The organism is Streptomyces alanosinicus, assembly GCF_014650595.1.
Classification (GTDB): Bacteria; Actinomycetota; Actinomycetes; order Streptomycetales; family Streptomycetaceae; genus Streptomyces; species Streptomyces alanosinicus.
The window spans coordinates 114,146-136,031 of record NZ_BMVG01000014.1 but is presented as its reverse complement, the minus strand read 5'-3'; the positions used below and the strand labels follow the sequence as shown (position 1 = coordinate 136,031).

At 70.6% G+C, this 21,886-nt stretch carries 21 protein-coding genes; 19 read left to right on the top strand and 2 right to left on the bottom strand.

All coding sequences use genetic code 11. The features are described from left to right. The first annotated feature begins 111 nt into the window (after positions 1 to 111). Positions 112 to 1,317, top strand: a complete 1,206-nt coding sequence (gene ftsY, locus IE277_RS26350) for a signal recognition particle-docking protein FtsY (protein ID WP_189956186.1) — start codon at positions 112 to 114, stop codon at positions 1,315 to 1,317. Between the two features lie 134 nt (positions 1,318 to 1,451). Here the strand turns inward: ftsY and IE277_RS26345 are convergent, their stop codons facing one another. Beyond that, positions 1,452 to 2,114 carry a bifunctional DNA primase/polymerase gene (locus IE277_RS26345; protein ID WP_189956185.1) on the bottom strand — a complete coding sequence of 221 codons (663 nt, stop codon included), beginning with the start codon at positions 2,112 to 2,114 and terminating at the stop codon, positions 1,452 to 1,454. A 492-nt stretch (positions 2,115 to 2,606) separates the two neighbouring features. Between IE277_RS26345 and nsdA the strand changes: the two genes are divergently transcribed. From nsdA to ftsH, 6 genes are all read left to right on the top strand, one after another. After that, positions 2,607 to 4,085 carry a transcriptional repressor NsdA gene (nsdA, locus tag IE277_RS26340; protein ID WP_189956184.1) on the top strand — a complete coding sequence of 493 codons (1,479 nt, stop codon included), beginning with the start codon at positions 2,607 to 2,609 and terminating at the stop codon, positions 4,083 to 4,085. Between the two features lie 348 nt (positions 4,086 to 4,433). Beyond that, positions 4,434 to 5,780, top strand: coding sequence for an ammonium transporter (locus tag IE277_RS26335; RefSeq protein WP_189956183.1), 1,347 nt, complete (start codon positions 4,434 to 4,436; stop codon positions 5,778 to 5,780). Next, entirely contained in the window at positions 5,777 to 6,115 is a 339-nt protein-coding gene (locus IE277_RS26330) for a P-II family nitrogen regulator (protein ID WP_189956182.1), read from the top strand. Before IE277_RS26335 ends, IE277_RS26330 begins: the two co-directional genes overlap by 4 nt. A 26-nt stretch (positions 6,116 to 6,141) precedes the next feature. Continuing rightward, entirely contained in the window at positions 6,142 to 8,589 is a 2,448-nt protein-coding gene (locus IE277_RS26325) for a [protein-PII] uridylyltransferase (protein ID WP_189956181.1), read from the top strand. A 135-nt stretch (positions 8,590 to 8,724) separates the two neighbouring features. Then, entirely contained in the window at positions 8,725 to 10,272 is a 1,548-nt protein-coding gene (ffh, locus tag IE277_RS26320; protein ID WP_189956180.1) for a signal recognition particle protein, read from the top strand. Between the two features lie 58 nt (positions 10,273 to 10,330). Continuing rightward, complete coding sequence (gene ftsH, locus IE277_RS26315) at positions 10,331 to 12,286, top strand: ATP-dependent zinc metalloprotease FtsH (RefSeq protein ID WP_189956179.1); 1,956 nt, start codon at positions 10,331 to 10,333, stop codon at positions 12,284 to 12,286. 16 nt (positions 12,287 to 12,302) lie between these two features. On the opposite strand, the gene IE277_RS26310 is transcribed toward ftsH, so the two are convergent. Next, positions 12,303 to 13,253, bottom strand: a complete 951-nt coding sequence (locus tag IE277_RS26310; RefSeq protein ID WP_189956178.1) for a class I SAM-dependent methyltransferase — start codon at positions 13,251 to 13,253, stop codon at positions 12,303 to 12,305. 523 nt (positions 13,254 to 13,776) lie between these two features. Between IE277_RS26310 and IE277_RS26305 the strand changes: the two genes are divergently transcribed. From IE277_RS26305 to IE277_RS26250, 12 genes are all read left to right on the top strand, one after another. Next, a complete protein-coding gene (locus IE277_RS26305) occupies positions 13,777 to 14,373 on the top strand; it encodes a hypothetical protein (RefSeq protein WP_067130770.1) in 597 nt (198 codons plus the stop codon). A 335-nt stretch (positions 14,374 to 14,708) separates the two neighbouring features. Then, positions 14,709 to 15,128, top strand: coding sequence for a 30S ribosomal protein S16 (rpsP, locus tag IE277_RS26300; protein ID WP_189956177.1), 420 nt, complete (start codon positions 14,709 to 14,711; stop codon positions 15,126 to 15,128). 5 nt (positions 15,129 to 15,133) lie between these two features. Continuing rightward, entirely contained in the window at positions 15,134 to 15,373 is a 240-nt protein-coding gene (locus tag IE277_RS26295; RefSeq protein WP_003973401.1) for an RNA-binding protein, read from the top strand. Positions 15,374 to 15,478: 105 nt separating this feature from the next. Beyond that, the gene (rimM, locus tag IE277_RS26290; RefSeq protein WP_189956176.1) at positions 15,479 to 16,021 is read left to right on the top strand and encodes a ribosome maturation factor RimM; all 543 of its coding nucleotides are present in this window, start codon (positions 15,479 to 15,481) and stop codon (positions 16,019 to 16,021) included. Continuing rightward, on the top strand, positions 16,021 to 16,854 hold the full coding sequence (gene trmD, locus IE277_RS26285; RefSeq protein ID WP_189956175.1) for a tRNA (guanosine(37)-N1)-methyltransferase TrmD: 834 nt from the start codon (positions 16,021 to 16,023) through the stop codon (positions 16,852 to 16,854). The genes rimM and trmD overlap by 1 nt, the downstream gene beginning before the upstream one ends. A gap of 134 nt (positions 16,855 to 16,988) precedes the next feature. Beyond that, complete coding sequence (gene rplS / locus IE277_RS26280) at positions 16,989 to 17,339, top strand: 50S ribosomal protein L19 (RefSeq protein ID WP_189956174.1); 351 nt, start codon at positions 16,989 to 16,991, stop codon at positions 17,337 to 17,339. Between the two features lie 47 nt (positions 17,340 to 17,386). After that, positions 17,387 to 18,091 (top strand): signal peptidase I, encoded by a 705-nt coding sequence (gene lepB / locus IE277_RS26275; protein ID WP_189956173.1) that lies wholly within the window; start codon positions 17,387 to 17,389, stop codon positions 18,089 to 18,091. Continuing rightward, positions 18,084 to 19,175, top strand: coding sequence for a signal peptidase I (lepB, locus tag IE277_RS26270; protein ID WP_189956172.1), 1,092 nt, complete (start codon positions 18,084 to 18,086; stop codon positions 19,173 to 19,175). Before lepB (IE277_RS26275) ends, lepB (IE277_RS26270) begins: the two co-directional genes overlap by 8 nt. After that, positions 19,063 to 20,076: a signal peptidase I gene (lepB, locus tag IE277_RS26265; RefSeq protein ID WP_189956171.1), complete on the top strand. Its 1,014-nt coding sequence runs from the start codon at positions 19,063 to 19,065 to the stop codon at positions 20,074 to 20,076. The genes lepB (IE277_RS26270) and lepB (IE277_RS26265) overlap by 113 nt, the downstream gene beginning before the upstream one ends. Positions 20,077 to 20,191: 115 nt before the next feature. Further along, entirely contained in the window at positions 20,192 to 20,977 is a 786-nt protein-coding gene (lepB, locus tag IE277_RS26260; protein WP_189956170.1) for a signal peptidase I, read from the top strand. Then, a complete protein-coding gene (locus IE277_RS26255; protein ID WP_189956169.1) occupies positions 20,967 to 21,491 on the top strand; it encodes an NUDIX hydrolase in 525 nt (174 codons plus the stop codon). Before lepB (IE277_RS26260) ends, IE277_RS26255 begins: the two co-directional genes overlap by 11 nt. 56 nt (positions 21,492 to 21,547) lie before the next feature. Further along, the gene (locus tag IE277_RS26250; RefSeq protein ID WP_003965949.1) at positions 21,548 to 21,856 is read left to right on the top strand and encodes a DUF2469 domain-containing protein; all 309 of its coding nucleotides are present in this window, start codon (positions 21,548 to 21,550) and stop codon (positions 21,854 to 21,856) included. Positions 21,857 to 21,886: the final 30 nt, after the last annotated feature.

Genomic DNA, 21,886 nt, shown 5'->3' with positions numbered 1-21,886 from the left:
AGCCGTCACCATCGTACTTTGCTCCGACTCCTTGCTATACGTGGCGTTTGTCTCTCAGAGGAAGCCACAAATGGCCTTCCGTTGTCACCCATGGCTGATACTGGACGGGTTATGGAAACCATCATCCTTGCTGTAGTCATCGCCGTGCTCGTGATCGGCGCGCTCGGCGGGCTGATCGTGGGCAGCCGGCGCCGCAAGCCGCTGCCTCCGCCGCCGCCGAAGACGCCCGACATCACCGCGCCCCCGGCCGAGCCGCACGTCGGCGACGAGGCCGAGACGCCGCGCGACGAACCGCGCCGGACGATCGAGGAGGTGGATCTCCCGGGCGGCCAGGCACCGGTCGCCGTAGAGGAGCCTCCCGCGCCTGTCGAGGCTCCGGAGATCGAGATCCCGGAGCCCACCGAGGGCCGTCTGGTCCGGCTGCGCGCCCGCCTTTCCCGCTCCCAGAACGCCCTGGGCAAGGGCCTGCTCACGCTGCTCTCGCGCGAGCACCTGGACGACGAGACCTGGGAGGAGATCGAGGACACGCTGCTCACCGCCGACGTCGGCGTGCAGCCCACCCAGGAGTTGGTCGAGGGCCTGCGCGAGCGCGTCAAGGTGCTCGGCACCCGCACCCCCGAACAGCTGCGCGACCTGCTGCGCGAGGAGCTGCTCAAGCTGGTCGGCACCGACGTCGACCGCTCGGTGAAGACCGAGCCCGAGGACCGCAAGCCGGGCATCGTGATGGTCGTCGGCGTCAACGGCACCGGCAAGACCACCACCACCGGCAAGCTCGCGCGCGTCCTCGTCGCCGACGGCCGGACCGTGGTGCTCGGCGCCGCCGACACCTTCCGTGCCGCCGCCGCGGACCAGCTGCAGACCTGGGGCGAGCGGGTCGGCGCCTACACCGTGCGCGGCCCCGAGGCCGGCGACCCCGCCTCCGTCGCCTTCGACGCGGTCAAGGAAGGCAAGGAGATGGGGGTCGACGTCGTCCTCATCGACACGGCCGGCCGGCTCCACACCAAGACCGGTCTCATGGACGAGCTGGGCAAGGTCAAGCGGGTCGTGGAGAAGCACGCGCCGCTGGACGAGGTGCTGCTCGTCCTGGACGCCACCACCGGGCAGAACGGCCTGGTGCAGGCCCGGGTCTTCGCCGAGGTCGTGGACATCACCGGCATCGTGCTGACCAAGCTGGACGGCACGGCCAAGGGCGGCATCGTCGTCGCGGTCCAGCGCGAGCTGGGCGTGCCGGTCAAGCTGGTCGGCCTCGGCGAGGGCGCGGACGATCTCGCGCCGTTCGAGCCGGAGGCGTTCGTGGATGCCCTGATCGGTGACTAGTCACCCCACCACCCAGGAACGTTCCTAGGTGGTCGCCGTGAGTGAAGAAGTGCCCGTCCCCAAGATGCAGTTGGGGACGGGCACTTCGCTTGCCCGGCGGGGGCTACGGCTTCTCCGCGGCGGCCACGGCGCGGTCACGCACGCACCCGCGACCGATGCGCCACATACGCCAGCGTGCCCAGCAGCAGGCGTGCCGCCGGCGGCCGGGTCGCCGAGTCCAGTGCGGGCGGGCGCAGCCAGCGCACCGGCCCCAGGCCGCCCCGGTCGGAGGGCGGCGCGGTGATGTACGTGCCGGGGCCGAGGCCGCGCAGGTCCAGGGCCGAGGGGTCGTCCCAGCCCATGCGATAGAGCACCCGGGGGAGTTCGGCGGCGGCACCGGGGGCGACGAAGAAGTGGGCACGGCCGTCCGGGGTCGCGGTGACCGGACCGAGGGGGAGCCCCATCCGCTCCAGGCGGACCAGGGCGCGGCACCCGGCGGCCACGGAGACCTCGACGACGTCGAACGCCCGGCCCACCGGCAGCATCACCGCGGCGCCCGGGAACTCGGACCAGGCCTTGCTCGCCTCGTCCAGTGTGGCCCCGGCCGGCAGCCGGGGCGCGAAGTCCAGCGGATGCGCGCCCGGCGCCGCACAGTCGGCGTGTCCGCACGAGCAGACGCCCGCCGCGGCCCGCGCCCCGGGCGCCACGTCCCAGCCCCACAGCCCGGTGAACTCGGCGACGGTGGTGCACTCCGACGAGCGGCCGCGCCGACGCGTGCCGGAACGGATCTCGCGAATGCCGCCGATCGTGAAGCCCATGCCCCCTCCAACGGGTCCGGCGCGCCGGTGGTTACGACACGGAACGAGACGGAAGCGGAATGTAACGCTACGACCGCGCGCGCCCTCGTCGAAGCGAGGTCGGCGCGGCGCCTTGAAGCCCACCGGGTGGCGCACCGAGGCTTGCGCGCCCCCTGTGTGCGTCACTCCGCCCACTCCCGGCCGTCCTATGTCAAGTGAATCGCGTGCGGGCAACCGTGAGTTCATCCGAAGGGGTGGCGAATGGTGGCGTTTCTTGGATCCGCGTGGCTGAGCCGGTGATCGTAGGATTACTGTGAGTGTGCGAGTCCGGGCGGCATATGCATTAATGGGTATGCCGGAGGCGAGTCGTCAGCTCGTTCGACGGGTGAGAACCGCCGGACAGGAAGCCGTATTTACCGGCATTCTGATAGGGCTTGGCGCGTGGCGGTCTCCTCTCCGGGGCGACCGAAGGTCGTACCGACGGCAAGTGGTCTCAGGGATGGGGGCGTTCCAGTGAGCGGCAACAGCGGTAGCGGGGCGAACGCCGACAAGCGCCCCAACGAGCTGCTCGGCTCTTGGTTCGTGCGCAGCGGCTGGTCCAAGGGCGAGCTGGCTCGCCAGGTGAACCGCCGGGCACGCCAGTTGGGGGCCAACCACATCTCCACCGACACCTCGCGCGTGCGCCGCTGGCTGGACGGGGAGAACCCGCGCGAGCCGATCCCGCGCATCCTCTCGGACCTCTTCTCCGAGCGCTTCGGCTGCGTGGTCTCCATCGAGGACCTCGGCCTGCGCGCCGCCCGGCAGTCACCCTCCGCGTCCGGCGTCGACCTGCCCTGGACCGGCCCGCAGACGGTCGCCCTGCTCAGCGAGTTCTCGCGCAGCGACCTGATGCTGGCCCGGCGCGGCTTCCTCGGCACCTCCCTGGCGCTGTCCGCCGGCCCGTCCCTCATCGAGCCCATGCAGCGCTGGCTCGTGCCGACGCCCGCCTCCCCGGTCCATGTCGAGCCGGCGCCCGTCGCCGACCCCCGCAGGCCCGGCCGGCTCTCCCGGCCCGAGCTGGACCTGCTGGAGTCCACCACACGGATGTTCCGGCAGTGGGACGCCCAGTGCGGCGGCGGCCTGCGCCGCAAGGCGGTCGTCGGCCAGCTGCACGAGGTCACCGACCTGCTCCAGGAGCCCCAGCCCGAGGCCACCACCCGCAAACTCTTCAAGGTCGCCGCCGAACTCGCCGAACTGGCGGGCTGGATGAGCTACGACGTCGGTCTGCAGCCCACCGCGCAGAAATACTTCGTGCTCGCCCTGCACGCGGCCAAGGAGGCCGGCGACAAGCCCCTGGGCTCGTACGTCCTCTCCAGCATGAGCCGCCAGATGATCCATCTCGGCCGGCCCGACGACGCCCTGGAGCTGATCCACCTCGCCCAGTACGGCAGCCGCGACTGCGCGAGCCCCCGCACCCAGTCCATGCTGTATGCGATGGAGGCCCGCGCCTACGCCAACATGGGCCAGCCCGGCAAGACCAAGCGCGCGGTCCGCATGGCCGAGGACACCTTCGCCGAGGCCGACGAGTGGGACGAGCCGGACCCCGACTGGATCCGCTTCTTCTCCGAGGCCGAGCTGCACGGCGAGAACTCCCACTCCTTCCGCGACCTCGCCTACGTAGCCGGTCGCAGCCCCACCTACGCCTCGCTCGCCGAGCCCCTCATGCAGCGGGCGGTGGAACTGTTCGCCAAGGACGGCGAGCACCAGCGGTCGTACGCACTCAATCTGATCGGCATGGCCACCGTGCACCTGCTCCGGCGTGAGCCCGAGGAGAGCACGTCGTATGCCACACGGGCCATGGAGATCGCCAAGAAGGTGCGGTCCGAGCGTGTGAACACTCGTATTCGAAAGACGGTCGACACGGCCGTGCGCGACCACGGCGACCTCACGGTCGTCGTCGACCTCGGCGACCAGCTCGCCGTAGACCTGCCGGAGACCGCGGAAGCGGTCTGACACCCCGGCCACCCGGCCCCGGCCGCGGCCGGTCCTCCCCGAACTGCTCGACTCGGCTCCCCCGTGCCAGGTCATCGGAGAGGCCCGCCGCGGCCGGCTCGGGTTCTCCGGCGGGATCCCCCGCGGCGGGTCGCGTGCCGACAGCGACCGGCGCGACCGAGGTCCGGCAGTTCATCCACGCGTAACACGCAGGGCACCTTCGTCACCCCCGCGAAACAACGAGGGGCTTCGACCGAAACCGCGCTGCGCCAATCTCATGGCGCATAACCGGCCCACCCCTCACCCGACCGGACCGCCCAGGCTCGGTACCGCCCGCACGGGGCCGCAGAAACCGACGAGGAGACGCCGATGGCCCCAGCCATCACGCTTGCCGCGGAGGCACCCAAGCTGTCTGCCGCGAACACAGGCTTCATGCTCATCTGCTCCGCCCTGGTGCTGATCATGACCCCGGGACTGGCCTTCTTCTACGGAGGCATGGTCCGGGTCAAGAGCACCCTCAACATGCTGATGATGAGCTTCATCAGCATGGGCATCGTCACCATCCTCTGGGTGCTCTACGGCTTCTCCCTCGCCTTCGGCGAGCACAACAGCCTCATCGGCTGGAACTCCCACTGGTTCGGCCTCAGCGACATCGGGCTGACGCAGCTCTGGCCCGGCTACACCATCCCGATCTTCGTCTTCATGGTCTTCCAGATGATGTTCGCCATCATCACGCCGGCCCTGATAAGCGGCGCGCTCGCGGACCGGGTGAAGTTCTCGGCCTGGGCGCTCTTCGTCGCCCTGTGGGTCACGATCGTCTACGTCCCGGTCGCCCACTGGGTCTGGGGCGCCGACGGCTGGGCCTTCAAGCTCGGCGTGATCGACTTCGCGGGCGGCACGGCGGTCCACATCAACGCGGGCGCGGCGGCCCTCGGTGTCATCCTCGTCATCGGCAAGCGCGTCGGCTTCAAGAAGGACCCGATGCGCCCGCACAGCCTCCCGCTGGTCATGCTCGGCGCGGGTCTGCTGTGGTTCGGCTGGTTCGGCTTCAACGCGGGCTCCTGGCTCGGCAACGACGACGGCGTCGGCGCGCTGATGTTCGTCAACACGCAGGTCGCGACGGGTGCCGCCATGCTGGCCTGGCTCGCCTACGAGAAGATCCGGCACGGCGCGTTCACCACGCTGGGCGCCGCCTCCGGCGCGGTCGCCGGCCTGGTCGCGATCACCCCGTCCGGCGGTGCGGTCTCCCCGCTCGGCGCGATCGCCGTCGGCGCCATCGCCGGTGTCGCCTGCGCCGCGGCCGTGGGCCTGAAGTTCAAGTTCGGCTACGACGACTCCCTCGACGTCGTCGGCGTCCACATGGTCGGCGGCATCATCGGCTCCCTGCTCATCGGCTTCTTCGCCACCGGCAAGGGCCAGTCCACCGCGACCGGTGTCTTCTACGGCGACCACACCTGGACCCAGCTGTGGAAGCAGTGCGCCGGCGTCGGCGCGGTCCTCGCCTACTCGCTGATCGTCTCCGCGGTGCTCGCCTTCCTCCTCGACAAGACCATCGGGATGCGGGTCACCGAGGACGAGGAGATCTCCGGCATCGACCAGGCCGAGCACGCCGAGAGCGCCTACGACTTCAGCGGCACCGGCGGCGGTGTCATCGGCTCCGCCGCGCACTCCTCGGCCCTGGCCGCCGCCACGCAGACCAAGAAGGTGGACGCATGAAGCTCATCACCGCCGTCGTCAAGCCCCACCGGCTGGATGAGATCAAGGAGGCGCTGCAGGCGTTCGGCGTGCACGGCCTGACGGTCACCGAGGCCAGCGGCTACGGTCGTCAGCGGGGCCACACCGAGGTCTACCGCGGTGCCGAGTACACCGTCGACCTGGTCCCCAAGATCCGCATAGAGGTGCTGGCCGAGGACGACGACTCCGAGCAGCTGATCGACGTCATCGTCAAGGCGGCCCGCACCGGCAAGATCGGTGACGGCAAGGTCTGGTCCGTGCCGGTCGAGACGGCCGTACGGGTCCGCACCGGCGAGCGCGGCCCGGACGCGCTCTGACCACTTGTGAGAACGGGAGTCGCTGGGTGACGGGAACGGACGTGCGCACGCAAGCAGAGGACTCGGGACCCAGCGGCTACGCGGCGGCCCGGCTGCGCCTCCTCACCGAGGGGGCGCGGTCCGGGCCGCCGCGCCGTGCCGCCCTCGCGGAGCTGACCGACGACTGGCTCGGCGGCCTGTTCGGCGCGGCGGCCCCCGATCTCAACGGGGTTTCCCTGGTCGCCGTCGGCGGCTACGGCCGTGGCGAGCTGTCCCCGCGCAGCGACCTCGACCTCCTGCTGCTGCACGACGGCTCCGACCCCGCCGCCGTCGCCGCCCTCGCCGACCGACTCTGGTACCCCGTCTGGGACCTCGGCCTCGCCCTCGACCACTCCGTGCGCACCCCCGCGGAGGCCAGGAAGACCGCCGGAGAGGACGTGAAGGTCCAGCTCGGCCTCCTGGACGCCCGCCATCTCGCCGGCGACCTCGGCCTCACCGCGGGGCTGCGTACGGCCGTCCTCGCCGACTGGCGCAACCAAGCCCCCAAACGCCTCCCCGAACTCCAGGAACTGTGCGCCGAACGCGCCGACCGGCAGGGCGAGTTGCAGTATCTGCTGGAGCCCGACCTGAAGGAGGCGCGCGGCGGCCTGAGGGACGCCACCGCCCTGCGCGCCGTCGCCGCCTCCTGGCTCGCGGACGCCCCGCGCGAGGGCCTCGCCGAGGCGCGCCGGAGTCTGCTCGACGTACGGGACGCGCTGCACCTGGCGACGGGCCGGGCCACCGACCGGCTCGCACTCCAGGAGCAGGACCAGGTGGCGGCCGAGCTGGACCTGCTGGACGCCGACACCCTGCTGCGGCAGGTCTACGAGGCGGCGCGCGTCATCTCGTACGCCAGCGATGTGACCTGGCGAGAGGTGGGGCGCGTGTTGCGTTCGCGCGCCGTACGGCCGCGCCTGCGCGCCATGCTCGGGGGCGGCAAGCCGGTCGCCGAGCGCTCCCCGCTGGCCGAGGGGGTGGTGGAGCAGGACGGCGAGGTGGTGCTCGCCCGTGCCGCGCGCCCCGATCGCGATCCCGCGCTCCCTCTGCGCGCCGCGGCCGCCGCCGCGCAGGCCGGCCTCCCGCTCTCCCTGCACGCCGTACGGCGCATGGCCGCCACCGCGCGCCCCCTGCCCACGCCCTGGCCCGCCGAGGCCCGTGAGCAACTGGTCACCCTGCTCGGCTCCGGCCGCCCCACTGTCGGCGTCTGGGAGGCACTGGAGGCGGAGGGCCTGATCAGCCGCCTGCTGCCGGACTGGGAACGGGTCCGCTGCCGCCCGCAGCGCAACGCCGTCCATGTCTGGACGGTCGACCGGCATCTGATCGAGACGGCCGTACGCGCCTCCGAACTGACCCGCCGCGTCGGCCGCCCCGACCTGCTCCTGGTCGCCGCCCTGCTGCACGACATCGGCAAGGGCTGGCCCGGCGACCACTCGGTGGCCGGCGAGATCATCGCCAAGGACGTGGCGACCCGGATCGGCTTCGACCGCGCGGACGTGGCCGTGCTGTCGGCCCTGGTCCGCCACCACCTGCTCCTGATCGAGACGGCCACCCGCCGCGACCTGGACGACCCGGCCACCGTCCGCTCGGTCGCCGAGGCCGTCGGCACCCAGAGCACCCTGGAGCTGCTGCACGCCCTCACGGAGGCCGACGCCCTCGCCACCGGACCCGCGGCCTGGTCCTCCTGGCGCGGTTCCCTCGTCGCCGACCTGGTCCGTCGCGTCTCCGCCGTGCTCGCGGGGGACGCCCCGGACGAGCCCGCGCCGACCGCCGCGCCCACCGCCGAACAGGAGCGGCTGGCGATCGAGGCGTTCCGCACGGGCGGCCCGGTCCTCGCCCTGCGCGCCCAGACGGAACCGGTCACCGGGGAGGAGTCCGCTCAGGAACCCCTCGGCGTCGAGCTGCTCATCGCCGTACCCGACCAGCCCGCCGTGCTCCCCGCGGTAGCCGGTGTCCTCGCCGTGCACCGCCTGACCGTGCGCACGGCCGAGCTGCGCGTCCTGCGGCTGCCCGACGACGTCGAGAGCGGCTCGGTGCTGCTGCTCAACTGGCGGGTGGCCGCCGAGTACGGCTCCCTGCCGCAGGCCGCCCGGCTCCGCGCCGACCTCGTACGCGCCCTGGACGGCACCCTGGACATCGCCGGGCGTCTCGCCGAACGGGACGCCGCCTATCCGAGGCGCCGCGGCTGGGTCGCCCCGCCGCCGCGCGTCACGGTGGCCCCGGCCGCCTCCCACCACGCCACGGTGATCGAGGTCCGTGCCCAGGACGCGCCCGGTCTGCTGCACCGCATCGGCATGGCCCTGGAGAAAGCCGGGGTACGGGTGCGGAGCATGCACGTCAGCACGCTCGGCTCGAACGCGGTCGACGCCTTCTATGTCACGACGGGCGCCGAGGAGCCGCTGCCGGCGCAGGACGCGGGATCGCTGGCACGGGTGCTGGAGGAGACACTGCGGGCGTGACCGTGTGCCCGTGCTCCCGGGCGCCGGACGCAGCGGCCGGGAACGAGACGCAACGGCCGGGAACGAACTGCTTGCGGGGCCAGATACCCTGGAGGGCAGCCCAAACCGACTCCGACATCGAGGACCGACGCCACCGTGTTCGACACCCTCTCCGACCGCCTCAGCGCGACATTCAAAAATCTCCGCGGCAAGGGGCGCCTCAGCGAGGCGGACATCGACGCCACGGCTCGTGAGATCCGGATCGCGCTCCTCGAAGCCGACGTGGCCCTGCCGGTCGTCCGGACCTTCATCAAGAACGTCAAGGAAAGGGCACTCGGCGCCGAGGTCTCCAAGGCGCTGAACCCCGCCCAGCAGGTCCTGAAGATCGTCAATGACGAGCTCGTCACCATCCTCGGCGGCGAGACCCGGCGACTCCGCTTCGCCAAGCAGCCGCCCACCGTGATCATGCTCGCGGGTCTGCAGGGTGCCGGTAAGACCACCCTCGCGGGCAAGCTCGGCCGCTGGCTGAAGGAGCAGGGCCACTCCCCGCTGCTGGTCGCCGCCGACCTCCAGCGCCCCAACGCCGTCAACCAGCTCAGCGTCGTCGCCGAGCGCGCCGGCGTCGCCGTCTACGCCCCCGAGCCGGGCAACGGCGTCGGTGACCCGGTGAAGGTCGCCAAGGACTCCGTCGACCACGCGAAGACCCGGGTCCACGACATCGTGATCGTGGACACCGCCGGCCGCCTCGGTATCGACCAGGAGATGATGCAGCAGGCCGCGGACATCCGCGACGCCGTCTCCCCGGACGAGATCCTTTTCGTCGTCGACGCGATGATCGGCCAGGACGCGGTCAACACCGCCGAGGCCTTCCGCGACGGCGTCGGCTTCGACGGCGTGGTGCTCTCCAAGCTCGACGGTGACGCCCGCGGTGGTGCCGCCCTGTCGATCCGGGAGATCACCGGCAAGCCGATCATGTTCGCGTCGAACGGCGAGAAGCTGGACGACTTCGACGCGTTCCACCCGGACCGGATGGCCTCCCGCATCCTCGACATGGGTGACCTGCTCACCCTGATCGAGCAGGCCGAGAAGACCTTCAGCCAGGAAGAGGCCGCCAAGATGGCCTCGAAGCTGGCGTCGAAGAAGGGCCAGGACTTCACCCTGGACGACTTCCTGGCCCAGATGGAGCAGGTCAGGAAGATGGGCAGCATCAGCAAGCTGCTCGGCATGCTCCCGGGTATGGGCCAGATCAAGGACCAGATCCAGAACATCGACGAGCGGGACGTCGACCGCACCGCCGCGATCATCAAGTCCATGACCCCGGCCGAGCGCCAGGAGCCGACGATCATCAACGGCTCCCGGCGCGCCCGTATCGCCAAGGGTTCCGGCGTCGAGGTCGGCGCGGTGAAGAACCTGGTCGAGCGGTTCTTCGACGCCCGCAAGATGATGTCTCGCATGGCGCAGGGCGGCGGAATGCCGGGCATGCCGGGGATGCCGGGCATGGGCGGCGGTCCCGGCCGGCAGAAGAAGCAGCAGAAGAAGGCCAAGGGCAAGCAGCGCTCCGGCAACCCGATGAAGCGCAAGCAGCAGGAGCTGGAGGAGGCCCAGCGCCGCGAGGCCGCCGCGCAGGGCGGCGCCTTCGGGCTGCCGCAGCAGGGCGGCGAGGACTTCGAGCTGCCGGACGAGTTCAAGAAGTTCATGGGCTGAGTTCGCCCGGTTCACCACTGGGCATGCCAGGGGTTGGTCATTGTCGTACCGTCCGCATATGACCAACCCCGCGCCGCCACGCAAGTCGCCCGACCAGCCCTGGCGTACCGAGGGCGCCCCCGACGAGCCGCCGCAGCAGTCGCCCGGCGGGCGCCGGATGCGTGGCGGCTGGTGGCGGCTGGCCATCACCGCGCTGATCGTGTATCTGCTCGCCAACCTGGTGCTGTCCTACTTCGACCAGGCCAACGAGCCGACGATCTCGTACACCGAGTTCAGCAGACAGGTGAACGACGGCAATGTCGCCAAGATCTACGCCAAGGGCGACTCGATCCAGGGCGAGCTGAAGAAGGAACAGAAGAACCCCGAGGGCGGCGGGAAGTACACCAAGTTCAACACCGAGCGCCCGTCCTTCGCCGATGACAGCCTCTGGTCGAACCTGACCAAGCACAGTGTGACGGTCACCGCCGAACCGGTCGTCCAGCACCGCAGCTTCCTCTCCAATCTGCTGATCTCGCTCGCGCCGATGCTGCTGCTGGTCGCCGTGTGGGTCTTCATCGCCCGCCGGATGAGCGCGGGGCTCGGCGGTGCGGGCGGCATGCTGGGCCGCAAGGCGCCGCCCAAGCCGGTCGAGCTGGTGCCGGGCGAGAAGCGCACCACGTTCGAGGACGTGGCCGGCATCGACGAGGTCGAGGGCGAGCTGAACGACGTCGTCGACTTCCTGAAGAACCCCGACGCCTACCGCCGTATGGGCGCCAAGATGCCCCGCGGTGTGCTGCTCGCGGGCCCGCCCGGCACCGGGAAGACGCTGCTCGCGCGGGCGGTCGCCGGTGAGGCGGGTGTGCCCTTCTTCTCCGCGTCCGCCTCCGAGTTCATCGAGATGATCGTGGGCGTGGGGGCCTCGCGGGTGCGGGAGCTGTTCGCGGAGGCCCGCAAGGTGGCGCCGTCGATCATCTTCATCGACGAGATCGACACCATCGGGCGGGCGCGCGGCGGCGGCGCGTCGATGGGCGGTCACGACGAGCGCGAGCAGACCCTGAACCAGATCCTCACCGAGATGGACGGCTTCTCCGGCTCGGAGGGCGTCATCGTCGTCGCGGCCACCAACCGCGCCGACATCCTCGACCCGGCCCTGACCCGTCCCGGGCGCTTCGACCGGGTGGTCCAGGTCTCGCCCCCGGACCGCGGCGGCCGCGAGGCCATCCTCCAGATCCACACCCGGGAGATCCCGATGGCCGCGGACGTCGACCTCGCCCAGGTCGCGCGTACGACCCCGGGCATGACCGGCGCGGATCTGGCCAACCTCGCCAACGAGGCCGCCCTGCTCGCGGTGAAGCGCAAGCAGGAGCGGGTGACCCAGTCCGACATGTCCGATGCCCTGGAGAAGGTCCAGCTGGGCGCGGAACGGCCGCTGGTGATGCCCGAGGAGGAGCGCCGGCGCACCGCCTACCACGAGAGCGGGCATGCCCTGCTGGGCATGCTGCAGCCGGGCGCCGACCCGGTCCGCAAGATCACCATCGTGCCGCGCGGCCGCGCCCTCGGCGTCACCCTGTCCACCCCGGACGCGGACAAGTACGCGTACACCGAGGAGTATCTGCGCGGCCGGATCATCGGCGCCCTCGGCGGAATGGCCGCCGAGCACGTCATCTACGACGTGATCACCACCGGTTCCGAGAGCGACCTGGAGCAGGTCACCAACATCGCGCGCGGGATGGTGTCCCGCTGGGGGATGAGCGAGGAGGTCGGCCGTCTCTCCGCGCTCCCCAACGACGCCCAGCAGGCCTATGGCCTCGCCGCCGCCCCGCAGACCCTCGATGTGATCGACTCCGAGATGCGGCGGATCGTGGACGAGTGCTACGAGGAGGCGTGCCGCAAACTCCGCGACCACCGCGGCCAGTTGGACGCCCTGGCCCAGGCGCTGCTGGCGAACGAGACCCTGGAGGAGGCCGACGCGTACCGGATCGCCGGGATCACGCGGCTGACCAAGGATCTGGACCAGAAGGATCTGGACCAGTAGGAGGTCGGGGCGGAGTTCAGGGCACGCGGGCGACGAGGTAGCGGAAGACGTTCGGCATCCACACGGTGCCGTCCGGGCGCCGGTGCGGATGCAGGGCCTCGGCCAGCTCCTTGTCGACCTGCTTGGCGTCGGTCGCCGCGATCGCCGCGTCGAACAGACCGGTCGACAGCAGCCCGCGTACGGCGCTGTCGACGTCGGCGTACCCGAACGGACAGGCCACCCGTCCCGAGCCGTCCGGCTTCAGGCCCGCCCGCTGGGCGACCTCCTCCAGGTCGTCCCGCCGGGCCGGCCGCCAGCTGCGCGCGCTGCGCAGGGGATCGGCCAGCTTGGTCGCCACCCGCAGCACCGAGGAGGTGGCACAGCGCTCCGGCGGACCCCAGCCGGCCAGCACCACGGCCGCCCCGCGCACGGTCCGTGGCAGCGCGTCCGCCAGCAGCTCGCCGAGCCCCTCGGAGTCGCCCGCGAGGCAGCCGATCGGCTCGAAGACCGTCACCAGGTTGTACGCGGCCGTCTCCGCGCCGGCCGCGTCACGTGGCGAGCCGTCGAGGAGCCGCGCGGCCGCACGCACGCGTGCGCCGTCTCTTCCGCCGCACGGCGGCCGCCCGTCGGGGACCGCGGTGCCTGCGCCGCGCGGGCCCTGCCCGCCGGGGACGCCGCCGCTCGTGACGCGCGGGGTGTCCGGGAGCAGGCGTTCGCGGGCCAGCGCGAGCCGTTCGGGGCGGGAGGCGTCGACCCCGGTGACGGCGGCGCCTCTGCCCGCCGCCAGCAACAGCGCGAGTCCGGAGCCGCAGGCGAGGCCCAGCAGCCGGGTGGCGGGCCCCACTTCGAGCCGTTCGTAGACGGCTTCGTAGAGCGGCACCAGCATCCGCTCCTGGATCTCGGACCAGTCACGCGCGCGTGCGCACGGGTCCACGCGGGGTGCGGAATCCGCGTGCGACGTGTGCTGCCGCACGAGCGTAGGTGTCATAGGTAAGCGCCCCAATCCGCCGACAGTTCGCCGCTGTGCCCGGTTGCGTGGCCCCCGTGCCGTGCGCGCGCACTTCCCACGTATGCCAGGTAACTCCCGGCTCGCGGCCCCGTCCAGGGGGCGTGGAGCCCCGCTTGGGTTCCGGGCCCGGGTGTGGCGAGATTTCACATCCCGGCAATCTGGATGGCCATACGGTGTCCGCTTCGGGGGAACGGGCCGGTACCGGGGGGTCGGGCCACGCGCGGTAACGTCACGCCCGTCCCGGACGCTGACCGAGGTGAGGCTCCGCGCCGAGAGCGACCGAAAGGTCTCTTGCGTAAACCGACGACGACAGCGGAGCCGGGCGTACATGCGAGGTCGTAGTGCGGACTACGCACCGGCTTGGTAGGAGCTGTGAAACTTCTCCGCAGATCAGCGCACCCGCCCTCGTCCGGACGCATCAGCGGCAACTGACCAGTACGTGCAAATTATTTGGGATGCCCCGGAATAGGAACACAGCGGCACCCACGCTCGTTGTCATTACGTGAGCACGACACAGACACCACCTGTTCTCGCCGCAGAGCTGGCGCAGGCGTGGGCCGACATTCAGCGGTACCACCCCGAGCTGCCGGACCTTGCCGCGCCAGAATCCCTGATCGGGGAGTCGTCGTCCGCGTGCGGTCACGAACTCTCCTTCGAGCGACTGCTCCATGAGGCAGTCCATGGCATCGCAGCCGCCCGTGGGATCCGCGACACCTCCCGCGCCGGCCGGTACCACAACCGCCGCTTCCTCGCGATCGCCGAGGAGCTGGGCCTCGACCACCCCGAGGAGCCGCACCCGAGCAGCGGCTTCTCCCTGGTCACGCTCAACCCCGAAGCGAAGCGTCGCTACCGCCCGACGATCGAGCGGCTCCAGCGCGCGCTGAAGGCCCATACGGCGGCCACCTCTTCGGACACCTCCCGCACCTTCCGGGGGCCGGCCGCCCGGCACGGTTCCTCCGGTGGCGGTGTCCGGGTCAAGGCGGTGTGCGACTGCGGCCGCAATGTCCGCGTGGTCCCCTCGGTGCTGGCCCAGGCCCCCATCGTCTGCGGCGGCTGCGGCAAGCCGTTCCGCATCCCGGAGGTCGCCGGAGCGGCGTAATCGCGGACGAGCCACGGAGTACCGGCATCTCGTGGGTGCCGGATCGTGGACCGCGAGACCATCCGCCATCGCACAGCACCGGGCAGCGCACCCGACGTACGGTCACCTCCACGCCGGGTGCGCACTCAGCTGCGCCCAGTCACATCTCACGGCCGGCTCACGCCCCCGCGGCCCGAAGCGCCCCGGAGGGTGTGGCACAATGGCTAGCTGTACTCGACAGTCGCACAGGACCCCTCTCTCCTCCGGCTGACGCGTCCATCGGGCACTCGGGTACCGCAACCCCACGCGGCAGCTCGCCGTGCCCAACCACGTCAAAACCAGGAGAATCCACTCCCGTGGCAGTCAAGATCAAGCTGAAGCGTCTGGGCAAGATCCGTTCGCCTCACTACCGCATCGTCGTCGCCGACTCCCGTACCCGCCGTGACGGCCGGGCCATCGAGGAGATCGGCAAGTACCACCCGACCTACAACCCGTCGGTCATCGAGGTGGACGCCGAGCGCGTGGCGTACTGGCTGGGTGTCGGCGCGCAGCCGACCGAGCCCGTTCTCGCCATCCTCAAGAAGACCGGCGACTGGCAGAAGTTCAAGGGCGAGCCGGCTCCCGCGCCGCTGCTCGTCGCCGAGCCGAAGTCGGCCCGTCCGTCGTTCGAGGCGCTCGGCGGTGACGACGAGGGCAAGGGTGAGGCGATCACCCAGAAGAAGAAGGCTGAGAAGAAGGACGAGGCTGCGGCTGAGTCCGAGTCGACCGAGGCCTGAGCAGCATGCTCGAAGAGGCGCTTGAGCACCTCGTGAAGGGCATCGTCGACAACCCTGACGATGTGCAGGTCGCCTCGCGCAACCTGCGCCGCGGGCGCGTGCTTGAGGTCCGGGTCCACCCCGACGACCTCGGCAAGGTGATCGGCCGTAACGGCCGTACCGCGCGCGCTCTGCGCACCGTCGTGGGCGCCATCGGCGGTCGCGGTGTCCGCGTCGACCTCGTCGACGTGGACCACGTCCGCTGACGCTTCAACGCAACCGGCTCGGGCCGGGGAGGGCCGCTGGGCTCTCCCCGGCCCGCAGTCGTATGAGCAGATGCGGGAGCAGGAGATGACAGGAGAATTGGACACGTGCAGCTGGTAGTCGCACGGATCGGCCGCGCCCATGGCATCAGGGGCGAGGTCACCGTCGAGGTACGTACCGACGAGCCCGAGCTGAGGCTCGCCCCGGGCGCCGTCCTGGCCACCGACCCGGCCTCCGCCGGGCCCCTGACCATCGCCGTCGGCCGCGTCCACAGCGGCCGTCTGCTCCTGCGCTTCGAGGGCGTCGTGGACCGCACCGCGGCCGAGGCGCTGCGCAACACCCTCCTGATCGCCGAGGTCGACCCGGAGGAAGTGCCCGAGGACGACGACGAGTACTACGATCACCAGCTCATCGACCTCGACGTGGTCACCGAGGACGGGGCGGAGGTCGGCCGGATCACGGAGATCTCGCACCTGCCCTCGCAGGACCTGTTCATCGTGGAGCGTCCGGACGGCAGCGAGGTGATGATCCCCTTCGTGGAGGAGATCGTCACCGAGATCGACCTGGCGGAGCAGAGGGCCGTCATCGCGCCCCCCCCGGGCCTGATCGACGACCGCGCGGAGATCGCCTCGCCTCGGGACGAGTCCTGATGCGCCTCGACGTCGTCACGATCTTTCCCGAGTACCTGGAACCGCTGAACGTCTCCCTCGTCGGCAAGGCACGCGCGCGTGGGCAGCTGAACGTCCACGTGCACGATCTGCGGTCGTGGACGTACGACCGCCACAACACCGTCGACGACACCCCGTACGGCGGCGGCCCCGGCATGGTCATGAAGACCGACCCCTGGGGCGACGCCCTGGACACGGTCCTCGCCGACGGCTACGAGACCGGTGCCGAAACGCCCGCGCTGCTCGTGCCCACCCCCAGCGGCCGCCCCTTCACCCAGGAACTCGCCGTCGAACTCTCCGAGCGCCCCTGGCTGATCTTCACGCCGGCCCGCTACGAGGGCATCGACCGGCGCGTCATGGAGGAGTACGCGACCCGGATGCCGGTGTACGAGGTGTCCATCGGCGACTACGTCCTGGCCGGCGGCGAGGCGGCCGTACTCGTCATCACCGAGGCCGTCGCCCGGCTGCTGCCCGGCGTCCTCGGTAACGCCGAGTCCCACCGTGACGACTCCTTCGCGCCCGGCGCCATGGCCGGCCTCCTGGAAGGCCCCGTCTACACCAAGCCGCCCGTCTGGCGCGGCCGGGACATCCCCGAGGTGCTGCTCAGCGGCCACCACGGCAAGATCGCCCGCTGGCGCCGCGACGAGGCCCTCAGACGGACCACCCGCAACCGCCCCGACCTGATCGAAGGCTGCGACCCCAAGGCTTTCGACAGGAAGGACCGCGAGATGCTGTCCATCCTGGGCTGGGAACCGGACCCGGCGGGGGAGCCGTACGGCCGATTTTGGCGGCGGGCCGGGGGCATGGAACAATAGACCGCTGTTGTGCGCCCGTCCGGCGTGCGCCCCTGCCACAGGGGGACACGACGCCCGCCCCGACCCGTACGGCAGTCTCCATTACACCTAGTTTCCGTTGATGACCTGTGGCATCAGCGAAGAAAGCAGACGAAATGTCTCACCTGCTCGACTCCGTCGACGCCGCGTCGCTGCGCAGCGACATCCCGGCCTTCCGCCCGGGTGACACCGTCAACGTCCACGTCCGCGTCATCGAGGGCAACCGCTCCCGTGTGCAGCAGTTCAAGGGCGTTGTGATCCGCCGCCAGGGCGCTGGTGTCCGCGAGACCTTCACGGTCCGCAAGGTCTCGTTCTCCGTCGGCGTCGAGCGCACCTTCCCGGTGCACACCCCGATCGTCGAGAAGATCGAGCTGGTCACCAAGGGTGACGTGCGCCGCGCCAAGCTGTACTACCTCCGTGATCTGCGTGGCAAGGCCGCGAAGATCAAGGAGAAGCGCGAGAACTGAGCGCTCTGAAAGGAGTCCATGGCGCGGCGGGATAGCATCTCGCCCCGATGGACACCGAAGCACAGCCGACGGAACGCGACCGCTCCTCCCACCCGGATTCCCCGGGGCCGGAGGGACGGTCGCGTTTCGCGTTGGTGGCGCGGACCGCCGACTGGCTGCCGGGCGGCCGGATCACCCTCACGCTCTTCACCTGCCTGGCGTTTTTGCTGGTCCTCAACACGTTCGTGGTGCAACCGTTCCAGATTCCGAGCGGATCCATGGAACAGGGATTGAGGATCGGGGACCGCGTTCTCGTAAATAAGTTGGCGTACCGTTTCGGTGCTCAGCCGCGCCGCGGCGATGTGATCGTGTTCGACGGCACCGGCTATTTCGGGGACGCCGACTACATCAAGCGCGTGGTCGGGGTGGGGGGAGACCATGTGGTCTGCTGCGACAAGAAGGGAAGGATCGAGGTGAACGGCCGCGCCGTCGACGAGTCGGCGTTCCTCTATCCCGGAGACACCGCCTCCAGCGTGCCCTTCGACGTCGCCGTGCCCGCCGGCCGCTTCTTCGTCCTCGGCGACCACCGCAGCGACTCCAGCGACTCCCGGGACCATCTCGGCTCCCCCGGCGGCGGCATGATCCCGGTCGGCGACGTCATCGGCCGCGCCGACTGGATCCTGTGGCCCTCCGCCCACTGGACCCACCTGACGCGGCCCTCCGCCTACGCGCGCGTGCCGGAGCCGCCGAGAGGGGCGGGTACACATGGGTAACCGCGGCAAGCCGCGCGGGGTGTCCGAGAGCCCTGCCGCCAACCTGCTGCCCACCGGATCGCGCCGCACCTCCGCGCCCGGCGGCGGCCGTACGCGCGCGGAGCGACGGAAACTCCAGCGCAAGGTCAAGCGCAAGCGGCGCCGTTCGGCCGTTCGGGAGATCCCCCTTCTGGTCGGTGTGGCCGTCCTGATAGCGCTGGTCCTGAAGACGTTCCTCGTCCAGGCGTTCGTGATCCCGTCCGGCTCGATGGAGCAGACGATCCGCATCGGCGACCGCGTCCTGGTCGACAAGCTGACCCCGTGGTTCGGCTCCAAGCCCGAGCGCGGGGATGTCGTCGTCTTCCACGACCCGGGCGGCTGGCTGGCCGACGAGCAGACGGCGAAGAAGCACGACCCGGTCGTCGTCAAACAGCTGAAGGAAGGCCTCACCTTCATCGGCCTGCTGCCCTCCGACAATGAGAAAGACCTGATCAAACGGGTCGTCGGAGTCGGTGGTGATCATGTCAAATGCTGTGACGCGCAGGGTCGTGTCACCGTCAACGGCGTACCGCTCACCGAAGGCGACTACATCTATCCCGGGGACGCGCCGTCCGCCCAGTCCTTCGACATCACCGTCCCCAAGGGCCGGCTGTGGGTGATGGGCGACCACCGCGGCAACTCCGCGGATTCCCGGTTCCACCAGGACACCCCCTACGGCGGCACGGTCTCCGAGAAGTCCGTCGTCGGCCGGGCCGTCGCCATCGGCTGGCCGATCGGTCACTGGACCCGCCTGCAGGAACCTAAAACCTTCGCAAGCGTGGGCAACTCCGTGTCGGGTGCGACCGCGGCTCCCCAGGTGTCGCATAGGGTTGCCCCCGAGAATCCGAACGGACTGACCCAGCTCCCGACCCCTGCGGAACTCCCGCTCGTTATGGGAGTAGTGGGCCTGCACCGTATGCGGGGCAGGCAGCGGCACAGAGTAAGGAGTTGGCGTGGGGGATGTGGCGGTTGGCGCACGGTCGGGGCACGACGGCGAGGAGTACCGCGGACACCCCGTGGAAGCGAACGCCCCCGTGCCGGACAGCGCCATGACCTCAGGGAATGACGCACCGGGCGAACAGGGCGGGCCCGAAGAGGAGCGCCGGCCGCCGGCCGGGGACGCCGGTGCGGGAGAGGCGGCCGACCGGCCGAAGAAGCAGCCGCGCTCCTTCTGGAAAGAGCTGCCGATCCTCGTCGTCATCGCGCTGGTCCTGGCGCTGCTGATCAAGACGTTCCTGGTGCAGGCGTTCTCGATCCCCTCCGCCTCGATGCAGAACACCCTTCAGGTGGGTGACCGCGTCCTGGTCGACAAGCTCACCCCGTGGTTCGGCTCCAAGCCCGAGCGCGGCGAGGTCGTGGTCTTCCATGACCCGGACGACTGGCTGGCGGGCGAGCCGGCGCCGACCCCGAACGCCGTGCAGCAGGTCCTCAGCTGGATCGGCCTGATGCCGTCGGCCAACGAGAAGGACCTCATCAAGCGCGTGATCGGCGTCGGCGGCGATACCGTCCAGTGCAAGGGCACCGGCCCGCTCCTGGTCAACGGCAAGGCGCTGAACGAGCCGTACATCTACCCCGGCAACACGCCGTGCACCGATGACGACCTGGGCGGCCAGTTCAAGGTGACGGTCCCCAAGGGCTACCTCTGGGTGATGGGCGACCACCGTCAGAACTCCCGTGACTCGCGGTACAACCAGTCCGACAAGAACCACGGCATGGTCCCCGTCGACAAGGTCGTCGGCCGCGCGATCGTCAAGGCCTGGCCGATCAACCGCTGGGGCACCCTGCCCATCCCGGACACCTTCGACCAGCCGGGCATCTCCCAGCAGTCCTCGGCGTCCGCCGCGCTGACGGCGGCCCCGGGGGGCGTGGCCATCGCGGCGGTGCTGCCGGTGGCGGTGTGGCGGCGCCGGCGCTCGGACCGGCTGGAGTCCAAGGTCGACCGGAAGACGGCCGCGGGCAACCGCTGACCCCGTCCGGTCGGGTGCGACCGGAACCTCCGAGTCCGGCGGTGGCCGGGGCTTTGGTTCCGGTCCCGAAACAGGGGCTGCCCAGGCCTGGTACCGCCCGGTAGGGTGCGGGTCCATGGGTGGCGAGAGCACGACGCGTACAGCCCCGCACAGCGGCGGGACAGGCATGGCACAGACCGGCGGCGGCCGGCTCGGACATCGGCTGTCCGGGGTGGCCGTGGCCCTGGGTCTGGTGCTGTTCCTCGGCGGATTCGCCTGGGCGGCGGTGAGCTACCGGCCGTACACCGTGCCCACCAGCTCCATGACGCCCACGATCGACGCCGGTGACCGGGTGCTGGCGCAGAAGGTCGACGGCGGCGAGGTGCGCCGCGGTGACGTCGTCGTCTTCGAGGACAAGACCTGGGTCGCGGGCGCCAAGGTGGTCAAGCGCGTGGTCGCCGTCGGCGGCGACACCGTCTCCTGCTGCACCGACGGCAAGCTGACCGTCAACGGCAAGCAGATCGACGAGCCCTATCTGCCCAAGGGCAGCCTGGCCGAGAACCAGAACATCCCGGCGGTGAAGGTCCCCGAGGGCCGGCTGTTCCTGCTCGGTGACGAGCGTCAGGGCTCCCTGGACTCCACGGCCCACCTCGCCGACGCGGCCAAGGGCACGGTCTCCCAGGACGCCGTGACCGCCCGCGTGGACGCCGTCGTATGGCCCTGGAAGGGTTCGCTCAAGCGCCCCACCGGCTTCGAGGCGCTCGGCGCCCTCTCCCAGCCCGGCCCGCTGGGCACGATCGAGCTGCTGATCGCCGTCGGCGCGGTCCTGGTCCTGGTCGGCGGCGCCTACGGGCCGATCACGAGCCGGCTGGGCCGCTCCCGCGCCCGCGGTGCCCGCCCGGAGGCGGCCGGTGTCCGCTGAGACCGGGCCGACCGGCGAGGACACCTACGAGGGCGGTCTGCGCAAGGTGGCCCGGGTGGTCCTCCTCGACCCCGAGGACCGCATCCTCCTCCTGCACGGCCATGAGCCGGACGATCCTGCCGACGACTGGTGGTTCACCCCGGGCGGCGGTCTCGAAGGAGCCGAGACCCGGGAGGAGGCCGCGCTGCGGGAGCTGGCCGAGGAGACCGGCATCACCGAGGTCGAACTGGGTCCGGTGCTGTGGCGGCGCAGGTGCTCCTTCCCGTTCGCGGGCCGCCGCTGGGACCAGGACGAGTGGTACTACCTGGCCCGTACGACACAGACGGCCACCGCGGCGACGGGGCTCACCGAGCTGGAGCGACGCAGTGTCGCCGGTGCGCGTTGGTGGACGTGTCAGGAACTGACCCGGGCACATGAGACGGTGTATCCGACCAGACTCGCCGAGCTGCTGAGCACGCTGCTCGACGAAGGTCCCCCGGCCGGTCCTGTGACCCTCGACGCGGAAATCGTCTGAGGGTCCGTCGGACTGGCGCACAATGGTGGGATCGCACGGCTGAAGGGGAACATGCCATGAGCGCCGAGGACCTCGAGAAGTACGAGACCGAGATGGAGCTAAAGCTCTACCGGGAGTACCGAGACGTCGTCGGTCTGTTCAAATACGTGATCGAGACGGAGCGGCGCTTCTATCTCACCAATGACTACGAGATGCAGGTGCACTCGGTCCAGGGTGAGGTGTTCTTCGAGGTGTCCATGGCTGACGCCTGGGTCTGGGACATGTACCGGCCGGCTCGCTTCGTGAAGCAGGTCAGGGTCCTCACGTTCAAGGACGTGAACATCGAGGAGCTGAACAAGAGCGACCTGGAGCTTCCGGGCGGATGATCCGCTCTATGCGGCGGTTGTCCGTGCCCT

Excerpts from the sequence above, each read along its gene's own strand:
- lepB (WP_189956170.1), top strand. The coding sequence starts at position 20,192 with ATGGGTGGCGAGAGCACGACGCGTACAGCCCCGCACAGCGGCGGGACA.
- IE277_RS26345 (WP_189956185.1), bottom strand. The coding sequence starts at position 2,114 with ATGGGCTTCACGATCGGCGGCATTCGCGAGATCCGTTCCGGCACGCGT.
- trmD (WP_189956175.1), top strand. The coding sequence starts at position 16,021 with ATGCGCCTCGACGTCGTCACGATCTTTCCCGAGTACCTGGAACCGCTG.
- ftsY (WP_189956186.1), top strand. The coding sequence starts at position 112 with ATGGAAACCATCATCCTTGCTGTAGTCATCGCCGTGCTCGTGATCGGC.
- IE277_RS26250 (WP_003965949.1), top strand. The coding sequence starts at position 21,548 with ATGAGCGCCGAGGACCTCGAGAAGTACGAGACCGAGATGGAGCTAAAG.
- lepB (WP_189956172.1), top strand. The coding sequence starts at position 18,084 with ATGGGTAACCGCGGCAAGCCGCGCGGGGTGTCCGAGAGCCCTGCCGCC.
- ftsH (WP_189956179.1), top strand. The coding sequence starts at position 10,331 with ATGACCAACCCCGCGCCGCCACGCAAGTCGCCCGACCAGCCCTGGCGT.
- IE277_RS26310 (WP_189956178.1), bottom strand. The coding sequence starts at position 13,253 with ATGACACCTACGCTCGTGCGGCAGCACACGTCGCACGCGGATTCCGCA.
- lepB (WP_189956173.1), top strand. The coding sequence starts at position 17,387 with ATGGACACCGAAGCACAGCCGACGGAACGCGACCGCTCCTCCCACCCG.
- IE277_RS26295 (WP_003973401.1), top strand. The coding sequence starts at position 15,134 with ATGCTCGAAGAGGCGCTTGAGCACCTCGTGAAGGGCATCGTCGACAAC.
- IE277_RS26330 (WP_189956182.1), top strand. The coding sequence starts at position 5,777 with ATGAAGCTCATCACCGCCGTCGTCAAGCCCCACCGGCTGGATGAGATC.
- rplS (WP_189956174.1), top strand. The coding sequence starts at position 16,989 with ATGTCTCACCTGCTCGACTCCGTCGACGCCGCGTCGCTGCGCAGCGAC.
- IE277_RS26335 (WP_189956183.1), top strand. The coding sequence starts at position 4,434 with ATGGCCCCAGCCATCACGCTTGCCGCGGAGGCACCCAAGCTGTCTGCC.